Origin of the sequence: Mycobacterium pseudokansasii (genome assembly GCF_900566075.1) — a bacterium.
GTDB lineage: Bacteria > Actinomycetota > Actinomycetes > Mycobacteriales > Mycobacteriaceae > Mycobacterium > Mycobacterium pseudokansasii.
The window spans coordinates 4,945,230-4,970,744 of record NZ_UPHU01000001.1 but is presented as its reverse complement, the minus strand read 5'-3'; the positions used below and the strand labels follow the sequence as shown (position 1 = coordinate 4,970,744).

Here is a 25,515-nt window from a genome sequence, read left to right as displayed (position 1 = left end):
CACGCCAGGAGTTCCGATCAGCCGCGGCTGATCTCGCGCGGGCTGGCCAATGCCGTCAGCTTCTCGGGATTGCGCATCACGTAGAAGTTGGTGATCTTGTCCTCGACGATCTCCAGCGTGATCACGCCCTCTAAGTGTTCACCCAGATAGAAAAGCACCGCCGGCGCGCTGTTACAGGTCACGACCTTCACCTGCAAGTGCGCTGCCGCCTTGCGGATCAGTCCGGTGATGGCCTTGGCCACCCGTTCGGCGCCGACCACCGGCCTGCGCGCCGCAGACACCTTGCCGCCGCTGTCGGCCATCCAGCAGGCATCCGGAGCAAGCATTGCCATCAGCCCCTGCACGTCGCCGCTGGTGGCCGTCTCCAGGAATTGTGCGGTGATCTCAGCGTGGCGCTGCGGGTCGACCGGCCGTGCGCCGTATCGCTTGCGCCGCGCCTGCACGTGTTCGCGCGCGCGATGGGCGATCTGGCGCACCGCCGGCGCGGACTTGCCCACCGCGTCGGCGATCTCGGCGTAGTCGAATCCGAAGACTTCGCGCAACACGAATACCGCCCGTTCGTCGGGGCTCAACGTCTCCAGCAAGACCAGCATCGCCATCGACACCGATTCGGCCAGTACCACGTCGGCAGCCGGGTCCTGCTCGTCGAGCAGCAGCGGCTCGGGCAGCCACGGCCCCACGTATTCTTCGCGGCGGCGGGCGCCGGCCCGCAGGGCGTTGAGTGCCTGGCGAGTGACCAGCTGAGCCAGGTAGGACTTGGTGTCGCGCACCGTCTTCAGGTCGACGGCAGCCCACCGAATATAGCTGTCCTGCAGCACGTCCTCGGATTCGGTTGCCGAGCCGAGGATTTCGTAGGCGATGGTGAACAGCATCGGCCGCAGCAGGGTGAACCGTTGGGCGTGCTCGCCGGGTGACTGCGTCATCGGGACCTCAGCGGGACGTCATCGGGATGAGCCTGTCGCTCGGCCGGCAGCTGCGCGGCCCGCTTGCCGCCTTTGAACCAGAAGTACGAGCCGGGTTTGGCGGCTTCGTGTCGGATGGACCACACCGTGCCCTTGCAGATCGCTTCCTTGATCGCGGCGCCGGTTCGGCCCCCCACGACCACATTGATCGGAGTGTCGTCGGAGCGGGACAGCTGCACGGTGCCGTGGGAGCGGCCCAGGCTGATGCACTGCCCGACGAACGCCTGGCTGAGCACGGCCGGGGTTTCGCCCGCGATCCTGCTGAGCACGGTATTGGCGGCCTGGGCCCCCAGCGGCCCGGCCGCCTGGCAGCTCATCCGCAGCGGCCGGCCCGACGGTGCGGCGCAGTCGCCGGCGGCGACGATTCGGTCGTCGTCGGGGCTGGTCAGTGTTTCGTCAGTGAGCAGCCGGCCCAGACCGTCGGTGCGAAGCCCGCTGCGTGCGGCCAGATCCGGCACCTCGAATCCGGCGGTCCACACCGTGGCCGCGCTGGGCAGCACGATGTGGTCACTGAGCACCACGGCATCCCAGCGCACCTGGCTGACCGAGACAGATTCGAGCACCGCGACGCCCAGTCTGCGCAGCTGCTTGGCTACCGACCGCCGGCCTCGCTTGCTCAGCGAAGGCCCCAATGGGCCGCCGCAGACCAACGTCACCGGGCGGCCCTGCTCGGCAAGCTCCGAGGCGGCTTCGATGCCGGTCAACCCGCCGCCCACCACGACGACGGGAGCGGCGGCGGGCAGGTCGACCAGCGTGTGCCGCAGCCGGGTCGCGCCGTCCAGATCGGCGAGCGAGTATGCGAATTCGGCAGCTCCGGGAACCGCCGGCATGGTCCCGGTGCTGCCCACGGCATAGATGAGGTAGTCGAAGTCCAGTTGGGCACCTGAAGCCAGCAGCAACCTGTGGTCGGCGGAGTCGATGCGGTCGACGGTGTCGACGATCAGCTCGATGCCCTCGCCCAGCAGCGTGCCGTACTCGACGGTGGCGGTGCCGCTGCCGGCCGCCAACTGGTGCAGCCGGATCCGTTCGACGAACACCGGGCGTGCGTTCACCACCGTGATGTCGATGTCGGCGTTGAGGCGCAGGTGGTTGGCGGCCACCGCTCCTGCGTAGCCGCCGCCGACGACGACGACGTGAGTCCGTGGGCTGGTCAAGGGGGTCGGCTCAAGCATTGGGAGTCTCCTGTTCTTCGTTGTGGCGGGATCATCAGGGATCACCGATGACTGCTGAACTGGAGACACCACAGACCGGCCTGCTGTGACAGCCGCGATGGAGATTGTGAGCCGGTTCACTTTTCCGACTTTTCCAGGACCGGGCGGCGGGCGCTGAGTTTCGGCCCTCGACAAGCCGAGACATGTCAGCGACAAACCGAGACATGACAACGACGCGTCGAGGCGGCGGAATCGAGGTCGGCGCTTGCGCATTGGAGCAATGCGAGTGCTCAATTCCGGGCGGTCGAAATGGGGCGCCATGCTAGGCTGTCGCAACGAAAATGTCTGAATTCCCAGGTGAACCCGGTAGACAACCAGGCAGACCAGGGCCCCTTCAATGCGCAGCGGCGAGCATTGGACAGGAGCGACCCCTAAGACCGTCCGTCAACCGAGTAGTCGCCCACATTGGACACGTGAACACATCGGAGGGGATCCCTTGCCGCGCAGCTTGGACCTCGTCGTCACCTCCGTAGCCACCCAGCTGATGGAGGCGACCGCATCCACCGCAACACAGGTGAGCCAGCGGGTGCTCGCTCAACTGGTCGAGCAGTTCGATGTGGACGCCAGCTTCTTGCGCCACCACGACCACGAGATTCGCGCCTCGGTCCTGGTTGCGGAGTGGCCGCCGCGGCGTGACGTCGCGGACCCGGATCCGCAGGGCGTCGTCCACTTCACCAGCGCCGATCCGGTGCTCACCCAGTGCGAGCACGGCAGGAAGCCGGTTGTCATCCGGCCGCACCGAAACAACCGGTTCTTCCGGCGCTGGGCGGGCGGATCCACACAGGCGGCGTTGCCATCGGTGGCTGCGGCTCCGCTGGTCTCGGGGGAGGCGACCACCGGCGTGCTCGGCTTCGTGAAGTTCGGCGCCAGGAAGTGGAGACATGAAGAGATCAACACCCTCGAGGCCGTCGCCGCGTTGTTCGCACAGCTGCAGGCACGAATCGCCGCCGAGGAGAAATTGCGCTACCTGGCTGAGCACGACGATCTGACCGGCCTGCATAACCGCCGCGCGCTGCTGGCGCATCTGTCCGAACGGCTCGCGGCGGGTAAACCCGGGCCCGTCGCCGTGCTGTACCTCGACCTCGACCGACTGAAGTCAATCAACGACTATCTGGGCCACAATGCGGGCGACTGGTTCATCCGCGTCTTTGCTCAGCGCCTTCGCGGGTGCGTCGGCGGTGAAAGCATGATCGCCCGACTGGGCGGCGACGAATTCGTGGTGATCCCCGACCAGGCGATGCCCAAAGGAGCCGCCGAGTCGTTCGCCCGCCGGCTTTCGGCAACGCTGCGGGATCGGCTGGCAATCGGTGGCCATCAGATCACCCGGACGGTGAGCATCGGTCTGGCCGTGGGCATGCCTGGCCGCGACGACGGCACCGATCTGCTGCGCCGGGCCGACGAGGCGGTGCTGGCCGCCAAACGCGCCGGCGGCAACCAGGTGGCGCTGTCTACCGACGACATGTCGCTCAAGAACGCGTTCCGCAACGACATCGAGTTGCATCTGCAGGGCGATATCGACAGCGATGCGCTGTTGCTGCACTATCTGCCGGAGGTCGACTTGTGGACCGGCGCGGTCGTGGCGGCCGAGGCGCTGGTTCGCTGGCGCCACCCCATTTGGGGGTTGCTGCTGCCGGACTCGTTCATCGGGGTGGCCGAGTCCAGCAATCTCGCCGGCGAACTCGGCCGATGTGTGATGCGCAGCGCGTGCGCCGAATTCAGCCGGTGGCGCAAGAACGGCGTCGGGCAGAGCGCGGTGTTGCGCATCAATGTGTCGCCCGTCCAGCTGATAACCCGCGGTTTTGTCCGCAGTGTGGCCGACACCATCGAGGAGTTCGGCATCGACGGCGGATCGGTGTGCCTGGAGATCACCGAACGTGCGGTCGTGCACGACATCGAGGCGACGCGAAAGACGTTGTCGGAACTCAAGGACGTTGGTGTGCAGGTGGCCATCGACGACTTCGGCACCGGTTACGCGGTGTTGTCGCATCTGAAGTCGCTTCCCGTCGACATGCTCAAGATCGACACCGGCTTCGTCCGCGACCTGGGCACCAACGCCGGCGACCTGGCGATCGTTCGCGCCATCATCGGGCTCGCCGAGGCGTTCGGGCTGCAAGTGGTCGCCGAGGGTGTGGAGACCCCTGCGGCTGCGCTGACTTTGATGCAGCACGGTTGCCACCGGGCGCAGGGATTCCTGCTGTCGCGCCCCGTCCCGGGCAACGCCATGGAGGCGTTGCTGTCCGCCCGCTGGATGCCGATGCCGTTCCTCGCCGACCGCGAGGCACTGACGCTCGGCGCAATCTAGCTCAAATGTGAAAATGGTTCGAGCAATTAGAAAATCATCGATCGTTGCCGCGTGCGCCGTCTTGCTGCCGGGTGGGGTGCTCACCGGATGCGGCAGCCACCAACCCGGCAACAGCCCGCTGAGCGCGATGGTCAGTCCGGCGATACCGTCGACGGTTCAGGAGATACCCAACCCGCTGCGCGGCCAATACGAAGACCTCTTGGAACCGCTTTTCCCGCAACGCGATCCGGCCCAGCAGCGGTATCCGGCGTGGCCGGCGTCCTACGATGCCAGCCTGCGGGTCTCGTGGCGTCAATTGCAGCGCACCGACCCGGCTACGCTGCCGCCGGACGCTCCCGACGAACGCAAGTACGACTTCAGCGTGATCGACGACGCGCTGAGCCGGCTCGCCGAGCGGCGCATGCGGATGACGCTTCGGGTGTACGCCTACAACTCCTGCTGCAATGCGACGTATCCCAACAACACCAACACCGCGATTCCCGACTGGGAACGCGCCCGGCCGGGCACCAACACGACCTATCCGGGGCCGGCCAACGGTGCCGCGGCGGGGGTGCTGCAGGTGGTGCCGAACTTCAACGATCCGACCTATCTCAACGACTTCGTGCAGCTACTGGCGGCACTGGGTCGCCGCTACGACGGCGACGAACGACTCAGCGTTTTCGAATTCTCCGGGTATGGGGATTTCAGCGAAAACCACATCGCCTACCTGCGCGACTCGCTCAACGCCGCCGGTCCGGCGCCCCAGGATAGCGTTGCGGCATTGGGGTATTACAGCCAGTTCCGTGATCAGAACATCACCAAGGCGTCCATTCAGCGCCTGGTCGAGGCGAACGTCAGCGCCTTTCCCCGCACCCAACTGGTGACCAGCGCCGCCAACCCGGAGATCGTGCGGGAACTGCTCGGAGACGACGTCACCAAGAAGCTCGCTGCGCCGGTGGGAATCCGCTCGGACTGCCTGGGCGTCTATGCGCCCATGCCGGCGTGGGCCGACGGCAGCACTGCGCACTACGTGCAGACCAACGATCCGGTGGTCGCCGCACTGCGCAAGCGGCTGTCGACGGCTCTGGTGATCACCGAATGGTGCCAGCTGCCCAGCGGAACCACACGGCAGGCCTACTACGAGAAGGGTCTGCGCGACATCATGAGATATCACGTCTCGATGACCTCGAGCATCAACTTCCCGGACGACAATGCGACCTCGCCGATGGACACCAAGCTGTATGTGCTGTGGGCGCAGGCCAATGCGACGGCGGGCTACCGGTACTCGGTGGAGGCCAAGCCCGGCTCGCAGGGGCTCAGCAAGGACGGCAAGGTCGCGACGATCTCGGTTGTCTGGACCAATTTCGGCTCCGCGGCCGCGAGCGAGAAATGGGTCCCGGGTTACCGATTGGTGGATTTCACCGGGCAGCCGGTTCGGACGTTGCCCGCAAGCGTGGATCTGAAGTCGCTGGTCCCGGAGGCGCCCGGGGACCGCACCGCCCAGCAGCCCATACCGGCTTCGGCCTCCGATACTGTTCGCGTCGAGCTGGCCGGCTTGCCGGCGGGGCATTACACGTTGCGGGCGTCGGTAGATTGGCAACAGCACAAGGCGAACGGTTCGCATGTGGTCAATTACCCTCCGATGCAATTGGCCCGCGACGGCCGCGACGATTCCGGCTTTTATCCCGTCGCGACCCTCGACATCCCGCGCGTGCAGACCGCAACGAACGGTGCGTGACGCGGCTTAGCCAGGCCGAAGTCCGGCCGTGGGGCATACCGCTCGCACGGAAATATCCAGTAAACGTACCGCGAGTATTTCGTTTAGCGGATGGTGCTGCCCCGCGTGAAGCGTCGCGGGGAGAAACCGGGCTGATACCCTCGAGATCGGCGTCAATGCAACCTGAGGCACAGCCGGTAAGCCATCACGAGATGACCATCTGGCTTCCCCGCTCGAGGAGGGCATCGCGAAGGTGACGGCGATCGTCCCGGCCGGTGGTTCCGGTTTCGGAACCACTCGAGACAGCCTGGAAACAGACGCCGCCGAGGCGCAGCGCGACCGTCAGTGGCGGCCAGCAATGAACTCTTCGGCTCCATGAACTCTTCGGCTCAGAGCACGACCGACTCGACGAGCGGGCGAGCGGACACCACGCGCCAGCAGATTCTGCAGGCCGCCGCGCATCAGTTCGCTCGGCGCGCGTACCACGATGTCGGGCTCGACGACATCCTCGCGGCGGCCCAGCTCACCAAGGGTGCGATGTATTTCCACTTCCGGTCTAAGCATGCGCTGGCCGTGGCCATCATCGAGCAACACACCGCCGCGGGCCGGGTTGCGGTCGAGGAACTGCTAGCCAGGCAGCTTTCCGGCCTAGAGACCCTGGTCGACTTCGTTTACCTGATCGCCGTCCGCGACGTCAGCCAGGACATGGCCAGGGCGGCCCTACACCTGCTCGACTCGGTCGGTCGCGCCGAAGGCCTGCACGCAAAATTGCTGGACGGGTGGATCGAAGCCCTCGCGGCTGTGGTACGGCGCGCGATCGTTGAAGGCGACATGGCCGAAGGCTGCGACCCGCAAGACGTTGGCCGTCTGATCGTGTCGATGTATCTGGGTTTGCGGCAGGCCAGCGACCTGGACGCACCGGAGCGGTTTCTCCGCGATCTCGAGAAGAGCTGGTTGCTGGTGCTGAGCGGAATGGTTCAGCCGGACAGAATCGACTACTTCACGCAGTTCGTCACGCGGCGGACCGCGCTGGCCATCCGTTCGGCAACGGCCCAGGTGGCGCCGGGTTGACAAAGATCGAAGCCATGGCGGCGGCTGTTAGGCTAGCCGGCTGACCAGGAAAGTAAGCGATGCGGAGGTCCGGAGCTTCATCGGATCCACCGCACTGGCGGAGGTACGGGAGCGATGGCACGCCAGGTTCGATCCGAGGTAACCCGGCGAAAGATCCTCGATGCCGCCGTCGACGTTTTCGGCGAGGTCGGGTACGCGGCCGCCAATTGGGGCACGATCATCGAGCGGACGGGCATGACCAAAGGTGCCCTGTACCACCACTTTGATTCGAAGGAAGCGTTGGCGTCAGCGATCATCGAGGAAGGTTCCGACGCGCTTCTCGGTGCATTTCGCAACGTATGCGGGTCGGCGTCGCCCGCCCTGGAGAACATGATTCACGGCACCTTCGCCGTCGCGCACCTTCTCCGTGCCGACGAGACGGCTCGTGCGGCCGAGCACCTAACCGCTGTCCTCGCCGGATTTAACGCCGCTGCCGCGCAATTTTTCGGGGTCTGCGCGGGGGAGATGGCCGGCCAGGCCCGGCGGGCGATTGCCGAAGGCGATCTCCGGGACGACGTCGATCCCGAATTGGTCGGGGAGTTGATTGTCGGCGCGACGTTCGGAATGCGGTTGCTCTCCAACGCGTTATCCCGACCCGGCGCCAATGGGCACCAAGTAGAGAGCCCCGGACATCGATTGGGTCAGCTATGGGGACTTCTGCTTCCCGGCATGACCGTTGAAACGTCGCTGCCCTACTTCCGGGAATTCCTTGCCCGCGAGGCGATGCGTAGCCGCCATTGATCGCGGCCGTGCGCTATGAAGTCCGACGCCGGCCGTCGTGGCAGCACAGCGATCAGCGCTCCTCTTCCCACAGTTGCTCAGTCAGATCCTGAAACACCGCGAGGGCAAAATTGTCGTCCGCGCGTCGTACGGCCGACCTGCTCATCAGCGCTCGCACCACCGAGCCGTCCTTGTGGGCCAGCTCGACGACCATGTTGGCCAGCGCATGCACGAAGGACAGCGTCGACGATTCCGAGTCAGGACACTGATGGAAGATCTCGTGGAACCGCAGCAACAGCACCTCGTCCGGGTCGCGGCCCACCATCTCGGCGAATGCGGTGTTGGTGAACAGGATGCTGCCGTCATCTCCGGTGGCGAGCACGGGGACCGGAATCCGCTCCAGAACGACCAGCGCGGGCAACTGCTTCAACGCGATTAGCGGCGATTGACTTGCCTGCCGGTTCCGTCGGCGCTCCACAGCCCCTGATTATTGCCTATGACAGCGAGTTGGCCGGGCGGTTTCGGGTAAGTCGGAGTTCGCTGCGGGTTCGCGACAGGGGCCGCTGCATTTCGTTGCGAGGCACCGGGCGACAGGGGGTCGGTGACGACGGCGCCGCGGCGGCCACAGCAGCGAGCGGCAACGAATTTGCTTGTAGCACAAGGCAACTATGACCTCGTGCCGAGATGTCCGGTTCCTGACGACGCGCCTGGGATCGGGGTGTCCGGCGTTTGGCTCGCTCCCGGCTGGGCTTTGCTGTAGCCCTCGTTCCGCTCACTCGACTTCGGTGCCTGATGCTCGTCTCGTTCCCGTCACTCGCTGCGCTCGTTCCGCTCACTCGACTTCGGTGCCTGATGCTCGTCTCGTTCCCGTCACTCGCTGCGCTCGTTCCGCTCACTCGACTTCGGTGCCTGATGCTCGTCTCGTTCCCGTCACTCGCTGCGCTCGTTCCGCTCACTCGACTTCGGTGCCTGATGCTCGTCTCGTTCCCGTCACTCGCTGCGCTCGTTCCGCTCACTCGACTTCGGTGCCTGATGCTCGTCTCGTTCCCGTCACTCGCTGCGCTCGTTCCGCTCACTCGACTTCGGTGGGCGGCTGGTACCGCGGGAATACCCCCACAGGCGACGGCAGCTGGGTGCCCGGCGCGAGCCGGGAGCCGACGGCGCTGAACGCTCGCTGGTCCTCGGGTTGGCCGAGCAGGTCCAGCATCTTGGCCGCCGACTCCGGCATGACCGGCTGCACCAGCAGCGCCGCGATGCGCACCACCTCGCACGTCGTGTAGAGCGTGGTGCGAAACCTCGCCTGGTCGGCCTCGGATTCGCTCTTGCGCAGCACCCATGGCTGCTGTGTCGAAAAGTATTTGTTGGCGTCGCCGAGCATCAGCCAGATCGCCTCCAGCGCCAGATGCATCGCCTGACGGTCGAAGTGGGCGCGCACCCGATCCAACAACCCGTCCGCCGTCGCCAACAACTCGGTGTCGGCATCACAGAACTCCCCGGGTTCGGGCACCACCCCGCCCAGGTTCTTGGCAACCATGGACAACGAGCGCTGGGCCAGGTTGCCGAGCTCATTGGCCAGATCGGTGTTGATCCGGGTGACGATGGCCTCTTCGCTGTAACTGCCGTCCTGCCCGAACGGCACCTCCCGCAACAGGAAATAGCGGACTTGATCCACGCCGTAGGCCTGGATCAGTGCCACCGGATCGATGACGTTGCCCACCGACTTGCTCATCTTCTCGCCGCGATTGTGCAAGAACCCGTGGGCGAACACCTTTCGCGGCAACTCGATGCCCGCCGACATTAGGAAGGCCGGCCAGTAGACGGCGTGGAACCTGATGATGTCTTTGCCGATCATGTGCAGGTCGGCGGGCCAGTAGCGGCGGAACGACTCCGAACCGGTATCCGGGTACCCCGCACCGGTCAGGTAGTTGGTCAACGCGTCCACCCACACGTACATGATGTGGTCGGGATGCTCCGGCACGGGCACGCCCCAGTTGAACGACGTTCGCGACACCGACAGGTCTTTGAGGCCGCCGGACACGAAGCTGATCACCTCGTTACGCCGAACCTCGGGCGCGATGAAGTCGGGGTGGGCGTCGTAGTGAGCCAGCAGCCTGTCGGCGTAGGCCGACAGCCGGAAGAAGTAGGTCTGCTCCTCGGTCCAGGTCACCGGTGTGCCGGTCTCGATGGCGATCCGGGTGCCGTCGACAAGTTGGGTCTCCGACTCGACGAAAAACCGCTCGTCGCGCACCGAGTACCAGCCGGAATAGTTGTCCAGGTAGAGATCACCGGCCGCCTCCATCCGGCGCCAGATCGCCTGCGACGCCGCGTAGTGGTCGGGGTCGGTGGTGCGGATGAACCGGTCGAAGGAGATGTTCAGCGCCTCCTGCATGCGCTGGAAGACGTCGGAATTGCGCCGGGCAAGCTGCGCGGTCGGCACGCCCGCGGCCGTGGCGGCCTGCGCAACCTTCAGGCCGTGTTCGTCGGTACCGGTCAGGAAGCGCACGTCGAAGCCGTCGAGCCGCTTGAACCGGGCGATCGCGTCGGTGGCGATGTATTCGTACGCGTGACCCACGTGCGGCGCCGCGTTGGGATACGCGATCGCGGTGGTGACGTAATAGGGCTGCAATGGCTTCATCGGGATTCCACCCTATTGGGTGGCCCTATTGTGTGCGCGTGAGCTCCAACCGTGCCGCCCGACGAGATGCGCCGCCCGCCCCGGAGCCGTTGGCCCCGCTGATCGATGCCCATACCCACCTCGATGCGTGCGGCGCCCGCGACGCCCGGGACGTCGCTGACATCGTCGAGCGTGCCGCGGCCGTCGGGGTGCGCGCGGTGGTCACCGTCGCCGACGACCTGGAATCGGCGCGCTGGGTGACCCGGGCGGCCGAGTGGGATCCGCGGGTCTACGCCGCGGTGGCACTGCACCCCACCCGCGCCGACGCGCTCACCGATGCCGCGCGTGCTGAGATCACCGAACTCGTGGCCCACCCGCGCGTCGTGGCCGTCGGCGAGACGGGCATGGATCTGTATTGGCCAGGCCGCCTCGACGGGTGCGCGCAGCCCGGCGTGCAACGCGAGGCCTTTGCATGGCATATCGACCTGGCGAAGCGCACCGGAAAACCGTTGATGATCCACAATCGGCAGGCCGACCGTGAGGTGCTCGACGTGCTGCGGGCCGAGGGGGCTCCGGACACCGTGATCTTTCACTGCTTCTCGTCTGGCAGACTGATGGCCCGCGAGTGTGTGGCCGCCGGATGGTTGCTGAGTCTTTCTGGAACTGTGACCTTTCGCAACGCCCGAGACCTCCGCGAAGCCGTTCGGCAGATGCCGCTGGAGCAGATCCTGGTAGAAACTGACGCACCGTTTCTGACACCGCACCCCTACCGCGGCGCGGCGAACGAACCGTATTGCCTGCCCTACACCGTTCGGGCGCTGGCTGAGCTGGTCGATCGTCGCCCCGAAGACGTGGCCCACAGCACCACCAGCAATGCGCTGCGGACATATGAACTGAGTCACATTCCTGGTGGGTTGCCCTAACACCCGGCGCGCCGGAGTTGCTCAGCCTTGATCGGTTCGTTACCGTCTTGTGATCGTACGGGTGGGCCTCTGGGCCCATTTTGGCGTTTTCAGCCGAATTCGGCTGGAATGTGTGGATCTTGCTACTGGGTCGTTGCTGAGGTTGTTGGTTAGGTCGGGGATAGTCGCACATTGAATCTGCTTACGAAACTTCATCAAACCGAATCACCGATGTTGCGCCTGCTAGTGGGCGCCCTGCTGTTGTGTCTGGCGTTCGCCGGCGGGTATGCCGTTTCGGCGGCCAAGACCGTGACGCTGACCATCGATGGAAGCTCGATGCGGGTGACAACGATGAAGTCGCGGGTGATCGACGTCGTCCAGGAGAACGGCTTCTCGGTCGACGCGCGCGACGACCTGTACCCCGCGGCGGATGTGGCGGTCCACGACTCGGAGAACATCGTGTTGCGGCGCAGCCGCCCGCTGGAGATCTCGCTGGACGGTCACGACGTCAAGAAGGTCTGGACGACGGCATCCACGGTGGACGAAGCGCTGGCGCAGCTGGCCATGACGGATACCGCCCCTGCGGCCGCCTCTCGCGGCAGCCGGGTCCCGCTGGCGGGGATGGCGTTGCCGGTCGTCAGCGCCAAGACCGTGGAGATCAACGACGGCGGGGTGGTGCGTACGGTGCACCTGGCGGCGCCCAACGTAGCGGGCCTGCTCGACGCCGCCGGCGTGCCGCTGCAGGGCAGCGACCAGGTGGTGCCCGGCGCGACGACGCCGATTACCGACGGCATGCAGATTCAGGTGACCCGGTACCGCATCGAGCGGGTCACCGAACGGTTGCCGCTGCTGCCGAATGCGCGTCGCATCGAAGACCCGGAAATGAACATGAGCCACAAGGTCGTCGAAGACGCGGGTACTCCCGGCGAACAGGATGTGACGTTCGCGGTGGCCGAGGTCAACGGCGTGGTCACCGGAAAGCTGCCGATCGCCAACGTCGTGCTGACGCCGGCGCGCGACGCCGTGGTGCGGGTGGGCACCAAGCCGGGCACCGACGTGCCCCAGGTGAGCGACGGAGACATCTGGGACGCCATCGCGGGCTGCGAGGCCGGGGGCAACTGGGCGATCAACACCGGCAACGGGTATTACGGTGGTGTGCAATTCGACCAGGGGACCTGGGAGGCCAACGGCGGGCTGCGGTATGCCCCCCGCGCGGACCTGGCCACCCGCGAAGAACAGATCGCCGTTGCCGAGGTGACCCGCCAACGGCAGGGCTGGGGCGCCTGGCCGGTGTGCAGTGGGCGAGCGGGGACACGCTGACTATTCGGCTGCTCGGACGCAATGAGATCAGGCGACTGGCCAAAGACCTCGAATTCCGGCCACGCAAATCGCTCGGACAGAATTTCGTCCACGACGCCAATACCGTGCGCCGGGTGGTCGCGGCCTCCGGGATTACCCGCTCGGACCAGGTGCTGGAAGTCGGACCGGGCCTGGGGTCGCTGACGCTGGCGCTGCTCGACCGCGGCGCCAGTGTGACGGCCGTCGAGATCGACCCGGTGCTGGCCGCACGTCTGACGCAGACCGTGGCCGAGCATTCCCACAGTGAGATCCAGCGCCTGACCGTGCTCAACCGCGACATCTTGAGCCTGCACCCGCAGGATTTGGCCGTCGAGCCGACCGCTGTGGTCGCCAATTTGCCGTACAACGTCGCGGTTCCGGCGTTGTTGCATCTGCTGGCCGAGTTCCCGTCCATCCGCGTGGTGACGGTCATGGTGCAGGCCGAGGTCGCCGAACGGCTTGCCGCCGAGCCGGGCGGCAAGGAGTACGGCGTGCCCAGCGTCAAGGTGCGCTTCTACGGACGGGTTCGGCGTTGCGGCATGGTGTCGCCGACCGTCTTCTGGCCCATCCCGCGCGTCTACTCCGGACTGGTCCGCATCGACCGGTATCAGACGTCACCGTGGCCGGCCGACGACGCGTTTCGCCAGCAGGTGTTCGAACTGGTGGATATCGCCTTCGCGCAGCGCCGCAAGACGTCCCGCAACGCGTTCGCCCAGTGGGCGGGCTCGGGCAACGAGTCGGCGAACAGGTTGCTTGCGGCCAGCATCGACCCGGCTCGACGCGGTGAGACGCTGTCCATCGCCGATTTCGTGCGTTTGCTGCGGCGCTCTGGGCCGGGGTCTGGCGAGCTGGCGCAGACCGGCGGCACCGCCGGCGAACAGCAGGTCCCGGCGGGTTGATCATGAGCTGCTGGGCGCCGTTGCGTGTGGTTCGCCGGTTACAGCGATAGTCTGCTGCGGTGGTCAGGGCGTCGGACGGCAACACCGCTGAGTTGTGGGTGCCTACCGGGTCGGTCACCGTACGGGTGCCCGGCAAGGTGAACTTGTACCTTGCGGTCGGCGACCGCCGTGGCGACGGCTACCACGAGCTGACGACGGTGTTTCATGCCGTCTCGCTGGTCGACGAGGTGACGGTGCGCAATGCCGATGTGCTGTCGCTGGAGCTCGTCGGCGAGGGGGCGCACGAGCTGCCCGTCGACGAACGCAATCTCGCCTGGCAGGCGGCTGAGCTGATGGCCGAACATGTGGGCCGGGCACCGGATGTGTCGATTCTCATCGAGAAGTCCATCCCGGTGGCCGGGGGGATGGCGGGCGGCAGCGCCGACGCGGCTGCCGTGCTGGTCGCGATGAATGCCCTGTGGGAACTCAGCCTGCCTCGCCGCGACCTGCGCCTGCTTGCCGAGCGGCTGGGCAGCGATGTGCCGTTTGCGCTGCACGGCGGCACCGCGTTGGGCACCGGCCGCGGCGAGGAGCTGGCAACGGTGTTGTCGCGCAACACCTTCCACTGGGTGCTGACGTTTGCGCACAGCGGGCTGTCCACCCCGGCGGTATTCACCGAACTTGACCGGCTCCGCGAGGTGGGTGACCCGCCGCGGCTCGGCGAACCCGGACCGGTGTTGGCAGCGCTGGCCGCGGGCGATCCGGAGCGGCTGGCGCCGCTACTGGGTAACGAAATGCAGTCGGCCGCGGTAAGCCTGGACCCGGCGCTGCGTCGTGCGCTGCGGGCAGGTGTGGAGGCCGGCGCGCTGGCCGGCATCGTGTCGGGTTCCGGTCCGACGTGTGCGTTTCTGTGTGCCTCGGCGGAGTCGGCGATCGATGTGGGCGCGCAGCTGTCGGGGGCGGGTGTGTGCCGTACCGTGCGAGTTGCCGCCGGACCGGTGCCGGGCGCCCGGGTGGTCCCGGCTCCGGTAACCCCCGAATAAACCGGGTGTGACTTGGCTGTGAAATCCACCTCAAACGCCCCAAGAGTTTGGCAGTTACTTAAGAGTTGCTTAAGATAATCGGCGGTGACGGCTAGCGGTAAGCAAGGGAATGCGATTTCGTCGTCCGCCGGGCAACGCGCCGGGCGGTCCGCGAACCGCCTTCGGTCCGGGCAGGTCCAGGCATCGGGCCAGGTTCTTGCGCATCGTGCGGTCCGGCGTTGGATCGTCAGCTCATCACCGAACCGAGACCTAACTGCTCCCCAACTGTGTGCGCGCGCCTGCTACCAAGTGCCGTCCAGCAGGCGGAACATAAGAACCCGGACCCCCGGCCCGGAACCGAGGAGGATGCTTTGAGCAGGTTTACCGACAAGATGTTCCGCAACGCCCGCCAGAGCGCGAAGGGCATGGTGACCGGTGAACCGCACACCCCGGTTCGGCACACCTGGGGTGAAGTCCACGACCGAGCGCGGCGGATCGCCGGCGGTTTGGCGGCCGTCGGCGTCGGCCACGGCGACGCGGTCGGTGTGCTGGCCGGCGCGCCGGTGGAGATCGCCCCGACCGCCCAGGGGCTGTGGATGCGCGGTGCCAGCCTGACCATGCTGCATCAGCCGACCCCACGCACCGACCTTGCGTTGTGGGCCGAGGACACCACCACCGTGGTCGACATGATCGAGGCCAAGGCGGTCATCATCTCCGATCCGTTCATGGCCGCCGCTCCGGTGCTGCAGGAGCGGGGCATCAAGGTGCTCACCGTCGAGCAGCTGCTGGCGTCGGAGCCTGTCGACCCGATCCAGACCGACGAGGACGATCTGGCGTTGATGCAGTTGACGTCGGGGTCGACAGGTTCACCCAAAGCTGTTCAGATCACCCACCGCAATCTGTTCGCCAATCTCGAGGCGATGTACATCAGCGCCGAGTACAACGAAGACACCGACGTCATGGTCAGCTGGTTGCCGTTGTTCCATGACATGGGGATGATCGGCTTTTTGACCGTGCCGATGTACTTCGGCGGTGAGCTGGTCAAAGTCACCCCGATGGACTTCATGCGCGACACCCTGCTGTGGGCCAAGCTGATCGACAAGTACGGCGGCACCATGACCGCGGCCCCCAACTTTGCTTATTCGCTGTTCGCCAAGCGGCTGCGTAAGCAGGCCAAGCCCGGCCAGTTCGACCTGTCCACGTTGCGGTTTGCGCTGTCGGGTGCCGAGCCGGTCGAGCCGGCCGACGTCGAGGACCTGTGCGAGGCCGGCGCGCCGTTCGGGCTCAAGCCGCAGGCGATCCTGCCCGCCTACGGGATGGCCGAGATCACGCTCGCGGTGGCGTTCTCCGAGTGCGGTGCCGGTCTGGTGGTCGACGAGGTGGACGCCGACCTGTTGGCCGCGCTGCGGCGCGCGGTGCCGGCCACCAAGGGCAACACCCGTCGGCTGGCCTCGCTGGGCCCGCTGCTGCAGGGGATCAAGGCCCGCATCGTCGACGAGGACGGCAACATCCTGCCGCCGCGCGGCGTCGGGGTGATCGAGTTGCGGGGCGAGTCGGTGACACCGGGTTACATCACGATGGGCGGATTCATCCCGGCGCAGGACGCGCAGGGCTGGTATGACACCGGTGACCTCGGCTATCGGATGGAGAACGGACACGTCGTCGTCTGCGGCCGCGTCAAGGACGTCATCATCATGGCCGGCCGCAACATCTACCCGACCGACATCGAGCGGGCCGCCGGCCGGGTCGAGGGGGTGCGTCCGGGTTGTGCGGTGGCGGTGCGCCTCGACGCCGGGCACTCGCGCGAGACTTTCGCGGTGGCGGTGGAGTCCAATGCCTTCGAAGACCCCGTCGAGGTGCGCCGCATCGAGCACCAAGTGGCCCACGAGGTGGTCGCCGAGGTCGACGTACGTCCGCGCAACGTCGTGGTGCTCGGGCCGGGCACCATCCCGAAGACGCCGTCGGGCAAGCTGCGGCGAGCGAATTCGGTCACCCTCGTCACCTAGCTTTCGGTCGCGAGTAGACGCAAAATCGCCCATTTCCCAAGGAAATTGGGCGATTTTGCGTCTGCTCGCAAGCGGGAGGTACCCCCCAGCTCGCAAGCGGGAGGTGCCCCATCCCGCAGATGCGGGCGCCGCGGGTTATGCCGGGTTGCGGGCCGGGTTGCGGCTACAAACCACCTCGCCGGAGAGCCAACCAGTGGTGGAATGGTCTTTGCCTACCGATAGTGGGCGGCCCGAATGATGTGTGACCGCTGCGGTGTGCTGGTTGCCGAACAGCTGGCCCCATCGAGACCGAAGGGAGCAGTACCCATGTTGTTCGCCTCCCGTGCAGCGGTGATGAGAATTGTCGCTGGCCTTTCCGTCGTCATTCTGATCGTGGCTGCCTGTAGCAGCACCAAAAATAGCGCTCCGCAGTCAACGAATGCACCGGCAACGACCACTGCGGCAAGCCAGCCGCGGGCCGTTTCGACGACCTTCATCAGCTATACCTCGAACCAGAAGTTCGAAGCTACTGTCGATGCGCTGCAGAAGGCGGCCGCCGACAACGGGATGATGATGGTCGGAGACCTCAACCAGGACGCAGTGCTGGCGGCTACCGGCCTGCAATTGCCGGGGGCGCATAGTTTCTTTGTCGGCAATCCGCGGATCGGCAAGACCTTTTTCGACGCCACTCAGGCGATCGGCGCGGTGATCCCGGTACGTGTGCACGTCTGGGTGGACGGAGACGGTCCGGCCCATATCAGCTACTTCGACCCGGCCCCGGAGTTCACCGCCGTCGATCCGGCTCTCGGCGATGCCGGGCGGCAGATATCCCAATCGATTCGCACCATCGCCGAAGCCGCGGTGGGCGCCGGTGGCGCACCTCAGACGACCCCTCAGGTAACGAAGGTCGACACCACATTCATCACCGTCGACACGTCAAGTTCGTTCGAGGGGACGATTGGCGCGTTGCACACCGCTGCCGACCAGAACGGCATGACCGTCCTCGGCGACGTCAACCAGGCCAGCAGGCTCGAGGCGATCGGACTGCAGTTGCAGCGGTCGCACAGTTTCTTTGTCGGCAATCCGCAGATCGGCAAGACGCTCTTCGGCGCAACGCAAGCGATCGGCGCGGTGGTTCCGGTACGCATGCAGGTCTGGGCGGAGAGCCGCGGTCCGGCGCACATCAGCTACTTCGACCCGGCGCCGCTGTTCAGCGTCGTCGACCCGGCTCGCGCCGACGTCGGCAAGCAGGTGTCGCAGGCAATCCGCACCGTTGCCGACGCCGCGGCGGCGACGCACTAGATGCCATTCGGCTTGCCGTAGCCGGCTTCCAGCGGCACCGCCCCGCCCGGGATCACCCCTGCCAGGCATGGACCCGATTCTGCGCGGGCTCTAATCCCATTTCGATGAGCAACTCGGTGGCGTCTGCCGCCTGCTCGCAGATGGTCGGGACTTCGGCGCGTTCGGCGGTGGTGAAGTTCTCCAGGACGAACGCCGCGGGGTCCTTTCGCCCGGGCGGACGGCCGACGCCGATACGCACCCGCTGAAAGTCCTTGGTGCCCAATGCAGCCGCCACCGAGCGCAGCCCGTTGTGCCCGCCCTCGCCGCCACCGAGCTTGAGCCGGATGCGACCGAAGTCCAGGTCGAGGTCGTCGTGGATGACGACGACGTCGGCCGGTGCCACCGAGTAGAACGTGGCCAGCGGGCCCACCTGGCGGCCCGATTCGTTCATGTAGCAGCGCGGTTTGGCCAGCACCACGGCGTGCCCCGCCAGCCGGCCGGTGACGACCTCGGCCCCGGAACGCTTGTGCCCCTTGAATTTCGAGCCCAACCGCGCAGCCAACAGGTCGGCGACCATGAACCCGAGATTGTGCCGGGTGCGCGCGTAGGTGTCTCCGGGGTTGCCCAGGCCGACGACCAGAAACGGCTCGGCCACGTCGCGAGCCGCTACTCGGACGCTGCCGCGGCGGATTCGGCTTCTGCGGCCTCTTTCCGGGCCTCTTCTTCGGCTGCTGCGGCTCCGGCAACCTCGCCCGCGCCCTCTTCGGCCAGATCTTCGGCCGTCGGCGCGGTCACCACGTTGACCACCAGCAGCTCCGGGTCGGAGATCAAGGTGATGCCGCGCGGCAGCTCGATCCGTCCGGCGGTGAACTGGGTGCCGGGCTCTGCATCCTCGACCGACACGGTCAGGTGCTCGGGAATCGACAGCGCCTCCGCCTCGATTTCGATGGTGCTGGTTTCCTGGGTAACCAGGGTGCCCGACGCAGCCTCGCCTTCCACCACGACGGCGACCTCGACGACGACCTTCTCGCCACGCCGGACCACCAGCAGGTCGGCGTGCTGAATGCTGCGGCGGATCGGGTGGATGTCCAGCGCTTTGGTCAGCGCCAGCTGCTCCTTCCCGGCGATGTCCAGGGTCAGCACCGCGTTGGTGCCCGAGTGCCGCAGTACCGCGGCAAAGTCGTGTCCGGGTAGCTCCAGGTGCTGAGGCTCGGCGCCGTGGCCATACAGAACGGCTGGAATCTTGCCGTCGCGGCGGGCTCGCCGGGACGCGCCCTTGCCGGTCTGGGTCCGCACCGTGACCTTCAGTTGGTTGACTGCAGCCTTGGCCATTGTGTCGCTCCTGTGTGCTCGAAACCCTGGTCATAGGAGGGCACGGCAAGGATCGCGACGAAACTGTCGGTCTCCGTCGATAACGGTGCTGGACTACGCACCCTCGCCGTGACGCCCGGCCAGGTTAGCGCATCGGCACCGCAGAGGGGAAATTCGGCTGCCGTCGCGTCATCACCGCGACTTCACGGCTACCACGAAACCGCGGATGATCGCCTCGATGTCGGGCGCATTCGCGGCCGCCTCGGCGGCCAGGCTGGTGATCGTGAGCTGAACCAGATACCGCTGATTGTCCGGCGGTGGCCCGGTGGGAACGACGACCCGGTTCCAGCTGTGCAGCCGGGTGCCGTCGAGGTCGTAGCTGCCTTGCATCATCGACGACGGAAAGCCGTTGAAGTCTGCCGTCGAGGCGTCCAGTTGCTTGAAGTTGTCGAACAGTTGGGCGTCTTCGTTGCCGCGCCTGGCCACGTCGGCGGGATTGAAGTCTCCGCGGAGCGTGAACACCACCAGCCTGGCGGTCGGATACTTGCCGCCTTTGGAAATGATCACCGTCTCCGGGGTGATCTTCGGACCGCTGTACGGCGACCAGCCCGGCGGTGTCGGAATGGACACCGTCAGACCCCTCAGTTTGCTCGGCGCCACCTGTTCTCCGCTGACACCGATGCTTTCCAGGTACTTCGACAGCGGAACGGGCCGTGCCGTCGTAGTCGGGGTGCTAGTGGTCGCACCCGTCGTCAAGATGGACTGGAAGTCGGGGGGCTTGGCCGGGGAGCAGGCGACCGACGACATCGCCACCGCGATGGCGACGACGGCCGCGCTGCGCCGGCGAGCGATCACAGAATCTCGCGAACGGCGTCGACCGGCCGAGCCAGCCGGGTGCCCTTCGAGGTGACCACAAAAGGCCGTTCGATCAGGATGGGGTGCTCGGCCATGGCGTCGAGCAATTCGTCATCGGTGGCGTCGGCGAGATTGAGTTCGGTGTAGAGCGGCTCGCGTTTGCGTACCGCGGTCCGTACCTCGATGCCGGCGTCTCGGATCAGCTGCACCAGCTGGTCGCGGGACGGCGGGGTTTTCAGGTATTCGACGATGACGGGCTCGAGGTTGTTGTCGCGCAACAACTCCAGCGTCTTGCGGGAGGTGCTGCACCTGGGGTTGTGGTAGATGACGGATTCCCCTGCGGCGGCGGGCATCTAGGCGTCTCCGTCGAAAAGCCCTGTGACTGAGCCGTTTTCGAAAACCGCACGAATGGTGCTGGCCAGCAGCGGCGCGATGGACAAGACCGTCAGCTGGGGGAAACGCTTCTGCTCGGTGATGGGAAGCGTGTTGGTGACGATCACCTCGCGGGCGCCGCACGCCGCCAGCCGCTCGGCGGCCGGGTCGGACAGCACACCGTGGGTGGCCGCGATGATCACGTCGCGGGCCCCGTCTTTGTGCAACAGCTGTACCGCGCCGGCGATGGTGCCGCCGGTGTCGATCATGTCGTCGATGAGCACACAGGTGCGGCCGGAGACTTCACCGACCACCCGGTTGGACACCACCTGGTTGGAGACGCGCGGGTCGCGGGTCTTGTGAATGAAGGCCAGCGGAACGCCGCCCAACGCGTCGGCCCACTTCTCGGCGATGCGCACCCGGCCCGAGTCGGGGGAGACCACCACCATGTTGCCGTCGGGGTAGTTGTCCCTGATGTAGCCGGTCAGCAGGTTCTGGCCGCGCATGTGGTCGACCGGTCCGTCGAAGAAGCCCTGGATCTGGTCGGTGTGCAGGTCGACGGTCACGATGCGGTCGGCGCCGGCGGTCTTGAGCAGGTCGGCGACCAGCCGCGCCGAGATCGGCTCACGGCCGCGGTGCTTCTTGTCCTGCCGGGCGTAGGGGTAGAACGGCATGACCGCGGTGATCCGCTTTGCGCTGCCCCGCTTGAGCGCGTCGATCATGATCAGCTGTTCCATCAGCCAGGTGTTCACCGGTGCCGGGCAGGACTGCAGGACGAACGCGTCGCAGCCGCGCACCGATTCGTTGAAGCGCACGAAAATCTCGCCGTTGGCGAACTCCCGCGCGTCCTGCGCGGTGACATGGACGTCGAGTTCCTTGGCGACCTGCTCGGCCAGCTCCGGATGAGCGCGGCCGCTGAAGAGCATCAGGTTCTTGCGATTGTCGGTCCAGTCGTGGCTCAACGCGCTGCCCTCGCCGTATCGGGATCGAAATGGATGACTTATCGTACGGGGCCTGCTGGTGTTGCCGGGTGGCCGGCACCCTGATTCACGCTGTCTGGTTGCCTTCGGAATTCTGCCGGGCCTTTTCGGCGGCTTCGGCGGCTTGGGCGGCCTGAGCCGCCGCCGTCCCGGGCCGTTTGCGTGGCACCCAGTTTTCGATATTGCGTTGCGGACCCGCGGACACCGCCAGCGCCCCCGGGGGCACATCCTCGCGGACGACCGTGCCGGCCCCGGTGTAGGCGCCGTCGCCGACCGTCACGGGTGCCACGAACATCGTGTCCGAGCCGGTGCGAACGTGCGAGCCGATGGTGGTGCGCTGCTTGGCGGTGCCGTCGTAGTTGACGAACACGCTGGACGCGCCGATGTTGCTGTGCTCGCCGATGTCGGCGTCGCCGACATAGGTCAGGTGCGGAACTTTGGTGCCGGTGCCGATGGTGGAGTTCTTGACTTCGACGAACGCGCCCAATTTGCCGTCGGCTCCCAGCACGGTGCCCGGCCGCAGATAGGTGAAGGGGCCGACCGTGGCCCCGTCGCCGATCGACGACGATGCGCCGTGCGTTCGGATCACCGTGGCGCTGTCGCCGACGGTGACGTCGGTCAAGGTGGTGTCCGGACCGATGACGCAGTGGCCGCCGATCTGGGTCCGGCCCAGCAGCTGGGTGCCGGGGTGGATGACGGTGTCGCGCCCGATCGTGACGTCGACGTCGATCCACGTGGTGGCCGGGTCGATGACGGTGACGCCGGCCAGTTGGTGGGTGGCCACGATCCGGCGGTTGAGTTCGGCGCCCAGTTGTGCCAGTTGGACGCGGTTGTTGACGCCGGCCACCAGCGCGCTGTCGTCGACGTGGCGGGCACTTACGGTGTGCCCGTCGCGGCGCAGGATGGCGATGACGTCGGTCAGGTACAGCTCCTGCTGAGCATTGTTGGAGCTCAGCCGGCTCAAGGCGGACCGCAGGGCAGCGATGTCGAAGGCGTAGACGCCCGTGTTGACCTCGCGAATCTCCCGCTGTGAGGGCGTCGCGTCGGTTTGCTCGACGATCGCCATCACCTCGTTGTCCTGGGTCCGCAGGATGCGGCCGTAGCCGTGCGGGTCGCTCAGCGTCGTGGTCAGCACGGTGACCGCGGCCTGTCCTGCGGGGTGGGCCGCGCTGTGGGTGGCGATCAGATCGGCCAGGGTGTCCGCGTCCAGCAGCGGCGTATCGCCGGAGGCGACGACCACGATGCCGGCGTAATCGTCGGGCAGTGCGGACAGGCCGCACCGCACGGCGTCCCCGGTGCCCAGCGGCCGGTCCTGCAATGCGACGTCGATGGTGCGTCCTAGGGTCTGGGCCAGCTCGGCGACCAACGGGGAGATGCGCTGGTGATCATGGCCTAGCACCACGACCAGATGCTGCGGCGCCAGCTTCGTCATCGCGTGCAGAGAGTGCGCCAGCATGCTGCGCCCGCCCAGGGTGTGCAGCACCTTGGGGGTGTCCGACCGCATCCGGGTGCCGGGTCCGGCCGCGAGGACCACGACCGCGGTGTCACCACGAAACGTCATCGACCCTCCTTAGGTTCGGCTCGCGAACGCGCACGCCCGCGGCAACAACCACGCTCCGTCGCCAGGACTCGAACCTGAACTCTCAGAACCAAAATCTGATGTGCTGCCGATTACACCACGACGGATTGCCGGTCGACGGTGAGCATTTTGCCCGCTCACCACCATGAGACTCTAACGTTAAGCGGATCGACTCCGGAGCCCCCGGCGATGATTGTGGAAACGATTGTGAAGTTGTGGCCTCGGGTGTGCATGTTGGGCGGCAAAATCACGGCTCCTCGGCCCCTGACGCACAGTCGATGCCGTCAGCTCACGCTCGGCGCCGTCAGCTCACGCTCAAAGCCCTCAGCTCACGCTCAAAGCCCTCAGTGCACGCTGAAGACCGCCGACACCCACGCGAACGGATACCCTGATTGACGTGGCTGTGGCCGATAAGGATCCGGAAAGGGAACCGCGGGCGCCGCGCGCCCGGATGACCGGTAGCGAACGCCGGCATCAGCTCATCGGCATCGCCCGCTCGTTGTTCGCCGAGCGCGGCTACGACGGGACCTCGATCGAGGAAATCGCGCAACGCGCCAACGTCTCCAAGCCGGTCGTCTACGAGCATTTCGGCGGCAAGGAGGGCTTGTATGCGGTGGTCGTCGACCGGGAGATGCAGGCGCTGCTGGACGGCATCACCTCGTCGCTGACCAACAACCGTTCCCGGGTGCGCGTCGAGCGGGTCGCGTTGGCCCTGCTGACCTATGTCGAGGAACGGACCGACGGCTTCCGCATCATGATCCGCGATTCGCCGGCGTCGATCAGCTCGGGCACCTATTCCAGCCTGCTCAACGACGCCGTCAGCCAGGTCAGCTCCATCCTGGCCGGTGACTTCGCCCGCCGCGGACTCGACCCGGACCTGGCGCCGCTCTATGCCCAGGCGTTGGTGGGTTCGGTGTCGATGACCGCGCAATGGTGGCTCGACGCGCGGGAACCCAAGAAGGAAGTCGTCGCCGCCCACCTGGTCAACCTGGTCTGGAATGGCCTGACCCATCTCGAGGCCGATCCCCAGCTGCAGGGCGAGTAGGCCCGTTACCCGCAATCGCGCGACAGCAGGTCGGCGATCGTTTCGCGACGAACCAGCTCCCGGGCCCGGCCGCCGTTGACTGCCACCAGCGGCGGCCGCCCGACCATGGTGTAGTTCGACGCCATGCTGTGGTGATAGGAGCCGGTACACGCCACCGCGAGCAGGTCGCCGGCGTGGATATCCGACGGCAGCTCGACAGCGCGGGCGATCTCGTGGCCGGCGCCGCAATGCCGGCCCGCCACGCTGACGGACCGCTTGATGCCCAGGCCATGCCGGTTGGCCAGGGCGACCGTGTACCGCGCGCCGTCCAGCGCCACCCGCGGGCTGTCGCTCATTCCACCGTCCACTGCGACCACGGTGTGGCCATTCGGCCGGGTCTTCACCGAGCAGACGCGGTAGAGCGTGACGCCGGCGCGCGCGCTGATGCCGCGACCGGGTTCGACGACGACGGCCGGGCGGGGGAAGTGTTCGGCGGCGCAGCCCTCGTCCAGCGCGTCTTCGATGACGGCGGCCAACTCGGCGAGGTCGAGCTCCCGATCCCCGCGCAGGTAGGGCACGGCATGGCCGCCGCCGATGTTGAGTTCGGTGAGGATGACGCCGTGGTGTGCCCGGATGTCGGCCATGGCCGCGATCAGGCGGCGGATCGCTTCGCCGAAGCGGGCCGGGTCGGTGACCTGCGGGCCCAGGTGGCAGTGCAGTCCGATCAGGTCGAGGATGGGATGCGCCAGGACCGCCCTTACCGCCTCGGCGGCATGGCCTCCGGTGAGGGTGAATCCGGGCTTTGGGTCACTGGTCCCGGCCGTGACCGCGGCGTGGCCATGGATGTCGGTGTCGGGGGTCACTCGGATGAGCACCCGCTGGCGCCGGCGCGCCAGGCCGGCCAGGTAGGCGATGTCGAGACTGGAATCCAGGACCAGGCGCCCGACCCCGACGGCCACGGCATCGCGCAGCTCGCCGGGCGATGTGGCGTCGCCGTGCATGACGATGCGCGACGGATCCACACCGCCGGCCAGGGCGACGGCCAGCTCTCCCGGTGAGCAGATGCCGACGCCGAGTCCCTCTTCGCGGGCCCAGCGTGCCACCGCTGTGGTCAGCAACGACTTCCCGGCATAGACGATCTCGGCATCACGCAACGCCGCGCGGTATCGACGGGCGCGGTGGCGGAAGTCGCTCTCGTCGATCACGTAAGCCGGGGTGCCGAACTCGTCGGCCATGTCGGCGAGCGGCACGCCGCCGATGCACAGCCGGCCGTCCTCGTCGGAACTGGCGGTGGTCGGCCAGATCGCGGGGTCGAACCGCCGCGGGGCCGCGTGGCCGATAGATGGCAGCAGGTCGAGCAGTGTCATGGCTCC

22 protein-coding genes and 1 tRNA gene are annotated in these 25,515 nt (G+C 66.6%); 11 read left to right on the top strand and 12 right to left on the bottom strand.

The features are described 5' to 3' along the window. Positions 1–17: 17 nt before the first annotated feature. Complete coding sequence (locus EET10_RS22290) at positions 18–923, bottom strand: RNA polymerase sigma-70 factor (protein ID WP_122502498.1); 906 nt, start codon at positions 921–923, stop codon at positions 18–20. After that, positions 920–2,134: an NAD(P)/FAD-dependent oxidoreductase gene (locus tag EET10_RS22285; RefSeq protein WP_122502497.1), complete on the bottom strand. Its 1,215-nt coding sequence runs from the start codon at positions 2,132–2,134 to the stop codon at positions 920–922. Before EET10_RS22285 ends, EET10_RS22290 begins: the two co-directional genes overlap by 4 nt. 475 nt (positions 2,135–2,609) lie before the next feature. On the opposite strand from EET10_RS22285, the gene EET10_RS22280 reads away from it, so the two are divergent. The 4 genes from EET10_RS22280 (at position 2,610) to EET10_RS22265 (ending at position 8,022) form a co-directional block, all read left to right on the top strand. Beyond that, entirely contained in the window at positions 2,610–4,475 is a 1,866-nt protein-coding gene (locus EET10_RS22280) for a putative bifunctional diguanylate cyclase/phosphodiesterase (RefSeq protein WP_036401894.1), read from the top strand. Positions 4,476–4,488: 13 nt separating this feature from the next. Beyond that, entirely contained in the window at positions 4,489–6,192 is a 1,704-nt protein-coding gene (locus EET10_RS22275) for a hypothetical protein (RefSeq protein ID WP_036401892.1), read from the top strand. A 354-nt stretch (positions 6,193–6,546) separates the two neighbouring features. Further along, on the top strand, positions 6,547–7,242 hold the full coding sequence (locus tag EET10_RS22270) for a TetR/AcrR family transcriptional regulator (RefSeq protein WP_036402239.1): 696 nt from the start codon (positions 6,547–6,549) through the stop codon (positions 7,240–7,242). Between the two features lie 114 nt (positions 7,243–7,356). After that, the gene (locus EET10_RS22265; RefSeq protein ID WP_036401889.1) at positions 7,357–8,022 is read left to right on the top strand and encodes a TetR/AcrR family transcriptional regulator; all 666 of its coding nucleotides are present in this window, start codon (positions 7,357–7,359) and stop codon (positions 8,020–8,022) included. A 52-nt stretch (positions 8,023–8,074) separates the two neighbouring features. On the opposite strand, the gene EET10_RS22260 is transcribed toward EET10_RS22265, so the two are convergent. Both EET10_RS22260 and metG read right to left on the bottom strand, forming a co-directional pair. Further along, the gene (locus tag EET10_RS22260; protein ID WP_036401887.1) at positions 8,075–8,479 is read right to left on the bottom strand and encodes a PAS domain S-box protein; all 405 of its coding nucleotides are present in this window, start codon (positions 8,477–8,479) and stop codon (positions 8,075–8,077) included. 594 nt (positions 8,480–9,073) lie between these two features. Continuing rightward, positions 9,074–10,627, bottom strand: a complete 1,554-nt coding sequence (metG, locus tag EET10_RS22255; RefSeq protein ID WP_036402236.1) for a methionine--tRNA ligase — start codon at positions 10,625–10,627, stop codon at positions 9,074–9,076. Positions 10,628–10,668: 41 nt separating this feature from the next. Between metG and EET10_RS22250 the strand changes: the two genes are divergently transcribed. The 6 genes from EET10_RS22250 to EET10_RS22220 all read left to right on the top strand — a co-directional run bounded on the left by EET10_RS22250 (position 10,669) and on the right by EET10_RS22220 (position 18,042). Next, positions 10,669–11,538 (top strand): TatD family hydrolase, encoded by an 870-nt coding sequence (locus EET10_RS22250; protein WP_063468423.1) that lies wholly within the window; start codon positions 10,669–10,671, stop codon positions 11,536–11,538. A 171-nt stretch (positions 11,539–11,709) separates the two neighbouring features. Further along, the gene (locus tag EET10_RS22240) at positions 11,710–12,837 is read left to right on the top strand and encodes a resuscitation-promoting factor (protein WP_036401884.1); all 1,128 of its coding nucleotides are present in this window, start codon (positions 11,710–11,712) and stop codon (positions 12,835–12,837) included. Beyond that, on the top strand, positions 12,801–13,754 hold the full coding sequence (rsmA, locus tag EET10_RS22235; RefSeq protein ID WP_036402233.1) for a 16S rRNA (adenine(1518)-N(6)/adenine(1519)-N(6))-dimethyltransferase RsmA: 954 nt from the start codon (positions 12,801–12,803) through the stop codon (positions 13,752–13,754). Before EET10_RS22240 ends, rsmA begins: the two co-directional genes overlap by 37 nt. 59 nt (positions 13,755–13,813) lie before the next feature. Continuing rightward, on the top strand, positions 13,814–14,776 hold the full coding sequence (locus EET10_RS22230; RefSeq protein ID WP_211187978.1) for a 4-(cytidine 5'-diphospho)-2-C-methyl-D-erythritol kinase: 963 nt from the start codon (positions 13,814–13,816) through the stop codon (positions 14,774–14,776). Positions 14,777–15,126: 350 nt separating this feature from the next. Further along, positions 15,127–16,761 carry a fatty acyl-AMP ligase gene (locus EET10_RS22225; protein WP_036401881.1) on the top strand — a complete coding sequence of 545 codons (1,635 nt, stop codon included), beginning with the start codon at positions 15,127–15,129 and terminating at the stop codon, positions 16,759–16,761. Positions 16,762–17,067: 306 nt separating this feature from the next. After that, the gene (locus tag EET10_RS22220; RefSeq protein ID WP_063468424.1) at positions 17,068–18,042 is read left to right on the top strand and encodes a DUF302 domain-containing protein; all 975 of its coding nucleotides are present in this window, start codon (positions 17,068–17,070) and stop codon (positions 18,040–18,042) included. A 52-nt stretch (positions 18,043–18,094) separates the two neighbouring features. Here EET10_RS22220 and pth read toward each other — a convergent pair whose 3' ends face one another. From pth to EET10_RS22185, 7 genes are all read right to left on the bottom strand, one after another. Further along, the gene (pth, locus tag EET10_RS22215) at positions 18,095–18,676 is read right to left on the bottom strand and encodes an aminoacyl-tRNA hydrolase (protein WP_036401879.1); all 582 of its coding nucleotides are present in this window, start codon (positions 18,674–18,676) and stop codon (positions 18,095–18,097) included. A gap of 11 nt (positions 18,677–18,687) precedes the next feature. Next, positions 18,688–19,353: a 50S ribosomal protein L25/general stress protein Ctc gene (locus tag EET10_RS22210; protein WP_036401877.1), complete on the bottom strand. Its 666-nt coding sequence runs from the start codon at positions 19,351–19,353 to the stop codon at positions 18,688–18,690. A 171-nt stretch (positions 19,354–19,524) separates the two neighbouring features. Next, entirely contained in the window at positions 19,525–20,139 is a 615-nt protein-coding gene (locus EET10_RS22205; RefSeq protein WP_051490455.1) for an LpqN/LpqT family lipoprotein, read from the bottom strand. A gap of 44 nt (positions 20,140–20,183) precedes the next feature. Next, the gene (gene arsC / locus EET10_RS22200; protein WP_036401874.1) at positions 20,184–20,540 is read right to left on the bottom strand and encodes an arsenate reductase (glutaredoxin); all 357 of its coding nucleotides are present in this window, start codon (positions 20,538–20,540) and stop codon (positions 20,184–20,186) included. Next, complete coding sequence (locus tag EET10_RS22195; protein WP_036401871.1) at positions 20,541–21,521, bottom strand: ribose-phosphate diphosphokinase; 981 nt, start codon at positions 21,519–21,521, stop codon at positions 20,541–20,543. Between the two features lie 85 nt (positions 21,522–21,606). Next, positions 21,607–23,100, bottom strand: coding sequence for a bifunctional UDP-N-acetylglucosamine diphosphorylase/glucosamine-1-phosphate N-acetyltransferase GlmU (glmU, locus tag EET10_RS22190; protein WP_036401869.1), 1,494 nt, complete (start codon positions 23,098–23,100; stop codon positions 21,607–21,609). 53 nt (positions 23,101–23,153) lie between these two features. Further along, positions 23,154–23,225: transfer RNA gene (locus EET10_RS22185), tRNA-Gln, on the bottom strand. 344 nt (positions 23,226–23,569) lie between these two features. Between EET10_RS22185 and EET10_RS22180 the strand changes: the two genes are divergently transcribed. Further along, a complete protein-coding gene (locus tag EET10_RS22180) occupies positions 23,570–24,163 on the top strand; it encodes a TetR/AcrR family transcriptional regulator (RefSeq protein ID WP_036402227.1) in 594 nt (197 codons plus the stop codon). Positions 24,164–24,168: 5 nt separating this feature from the next. On the opposite strand, the gene lysA is transcribed toward EET10_RS22180, so the two are convergent. Continuing rightward, positions 24,169–25,509, bottom strand: a complete 1,341-nt coding sequence (lysA, locus tag EET10_RS22175) for a diaminopimelate decarboxylase (RefSeq protein ID WP_063468427.1) — start codon at positions 25,507–25,509, stop codon at positions 24,169–24,171. Positions 25,510–25,515: the final 6 nt, after the last annotated feature.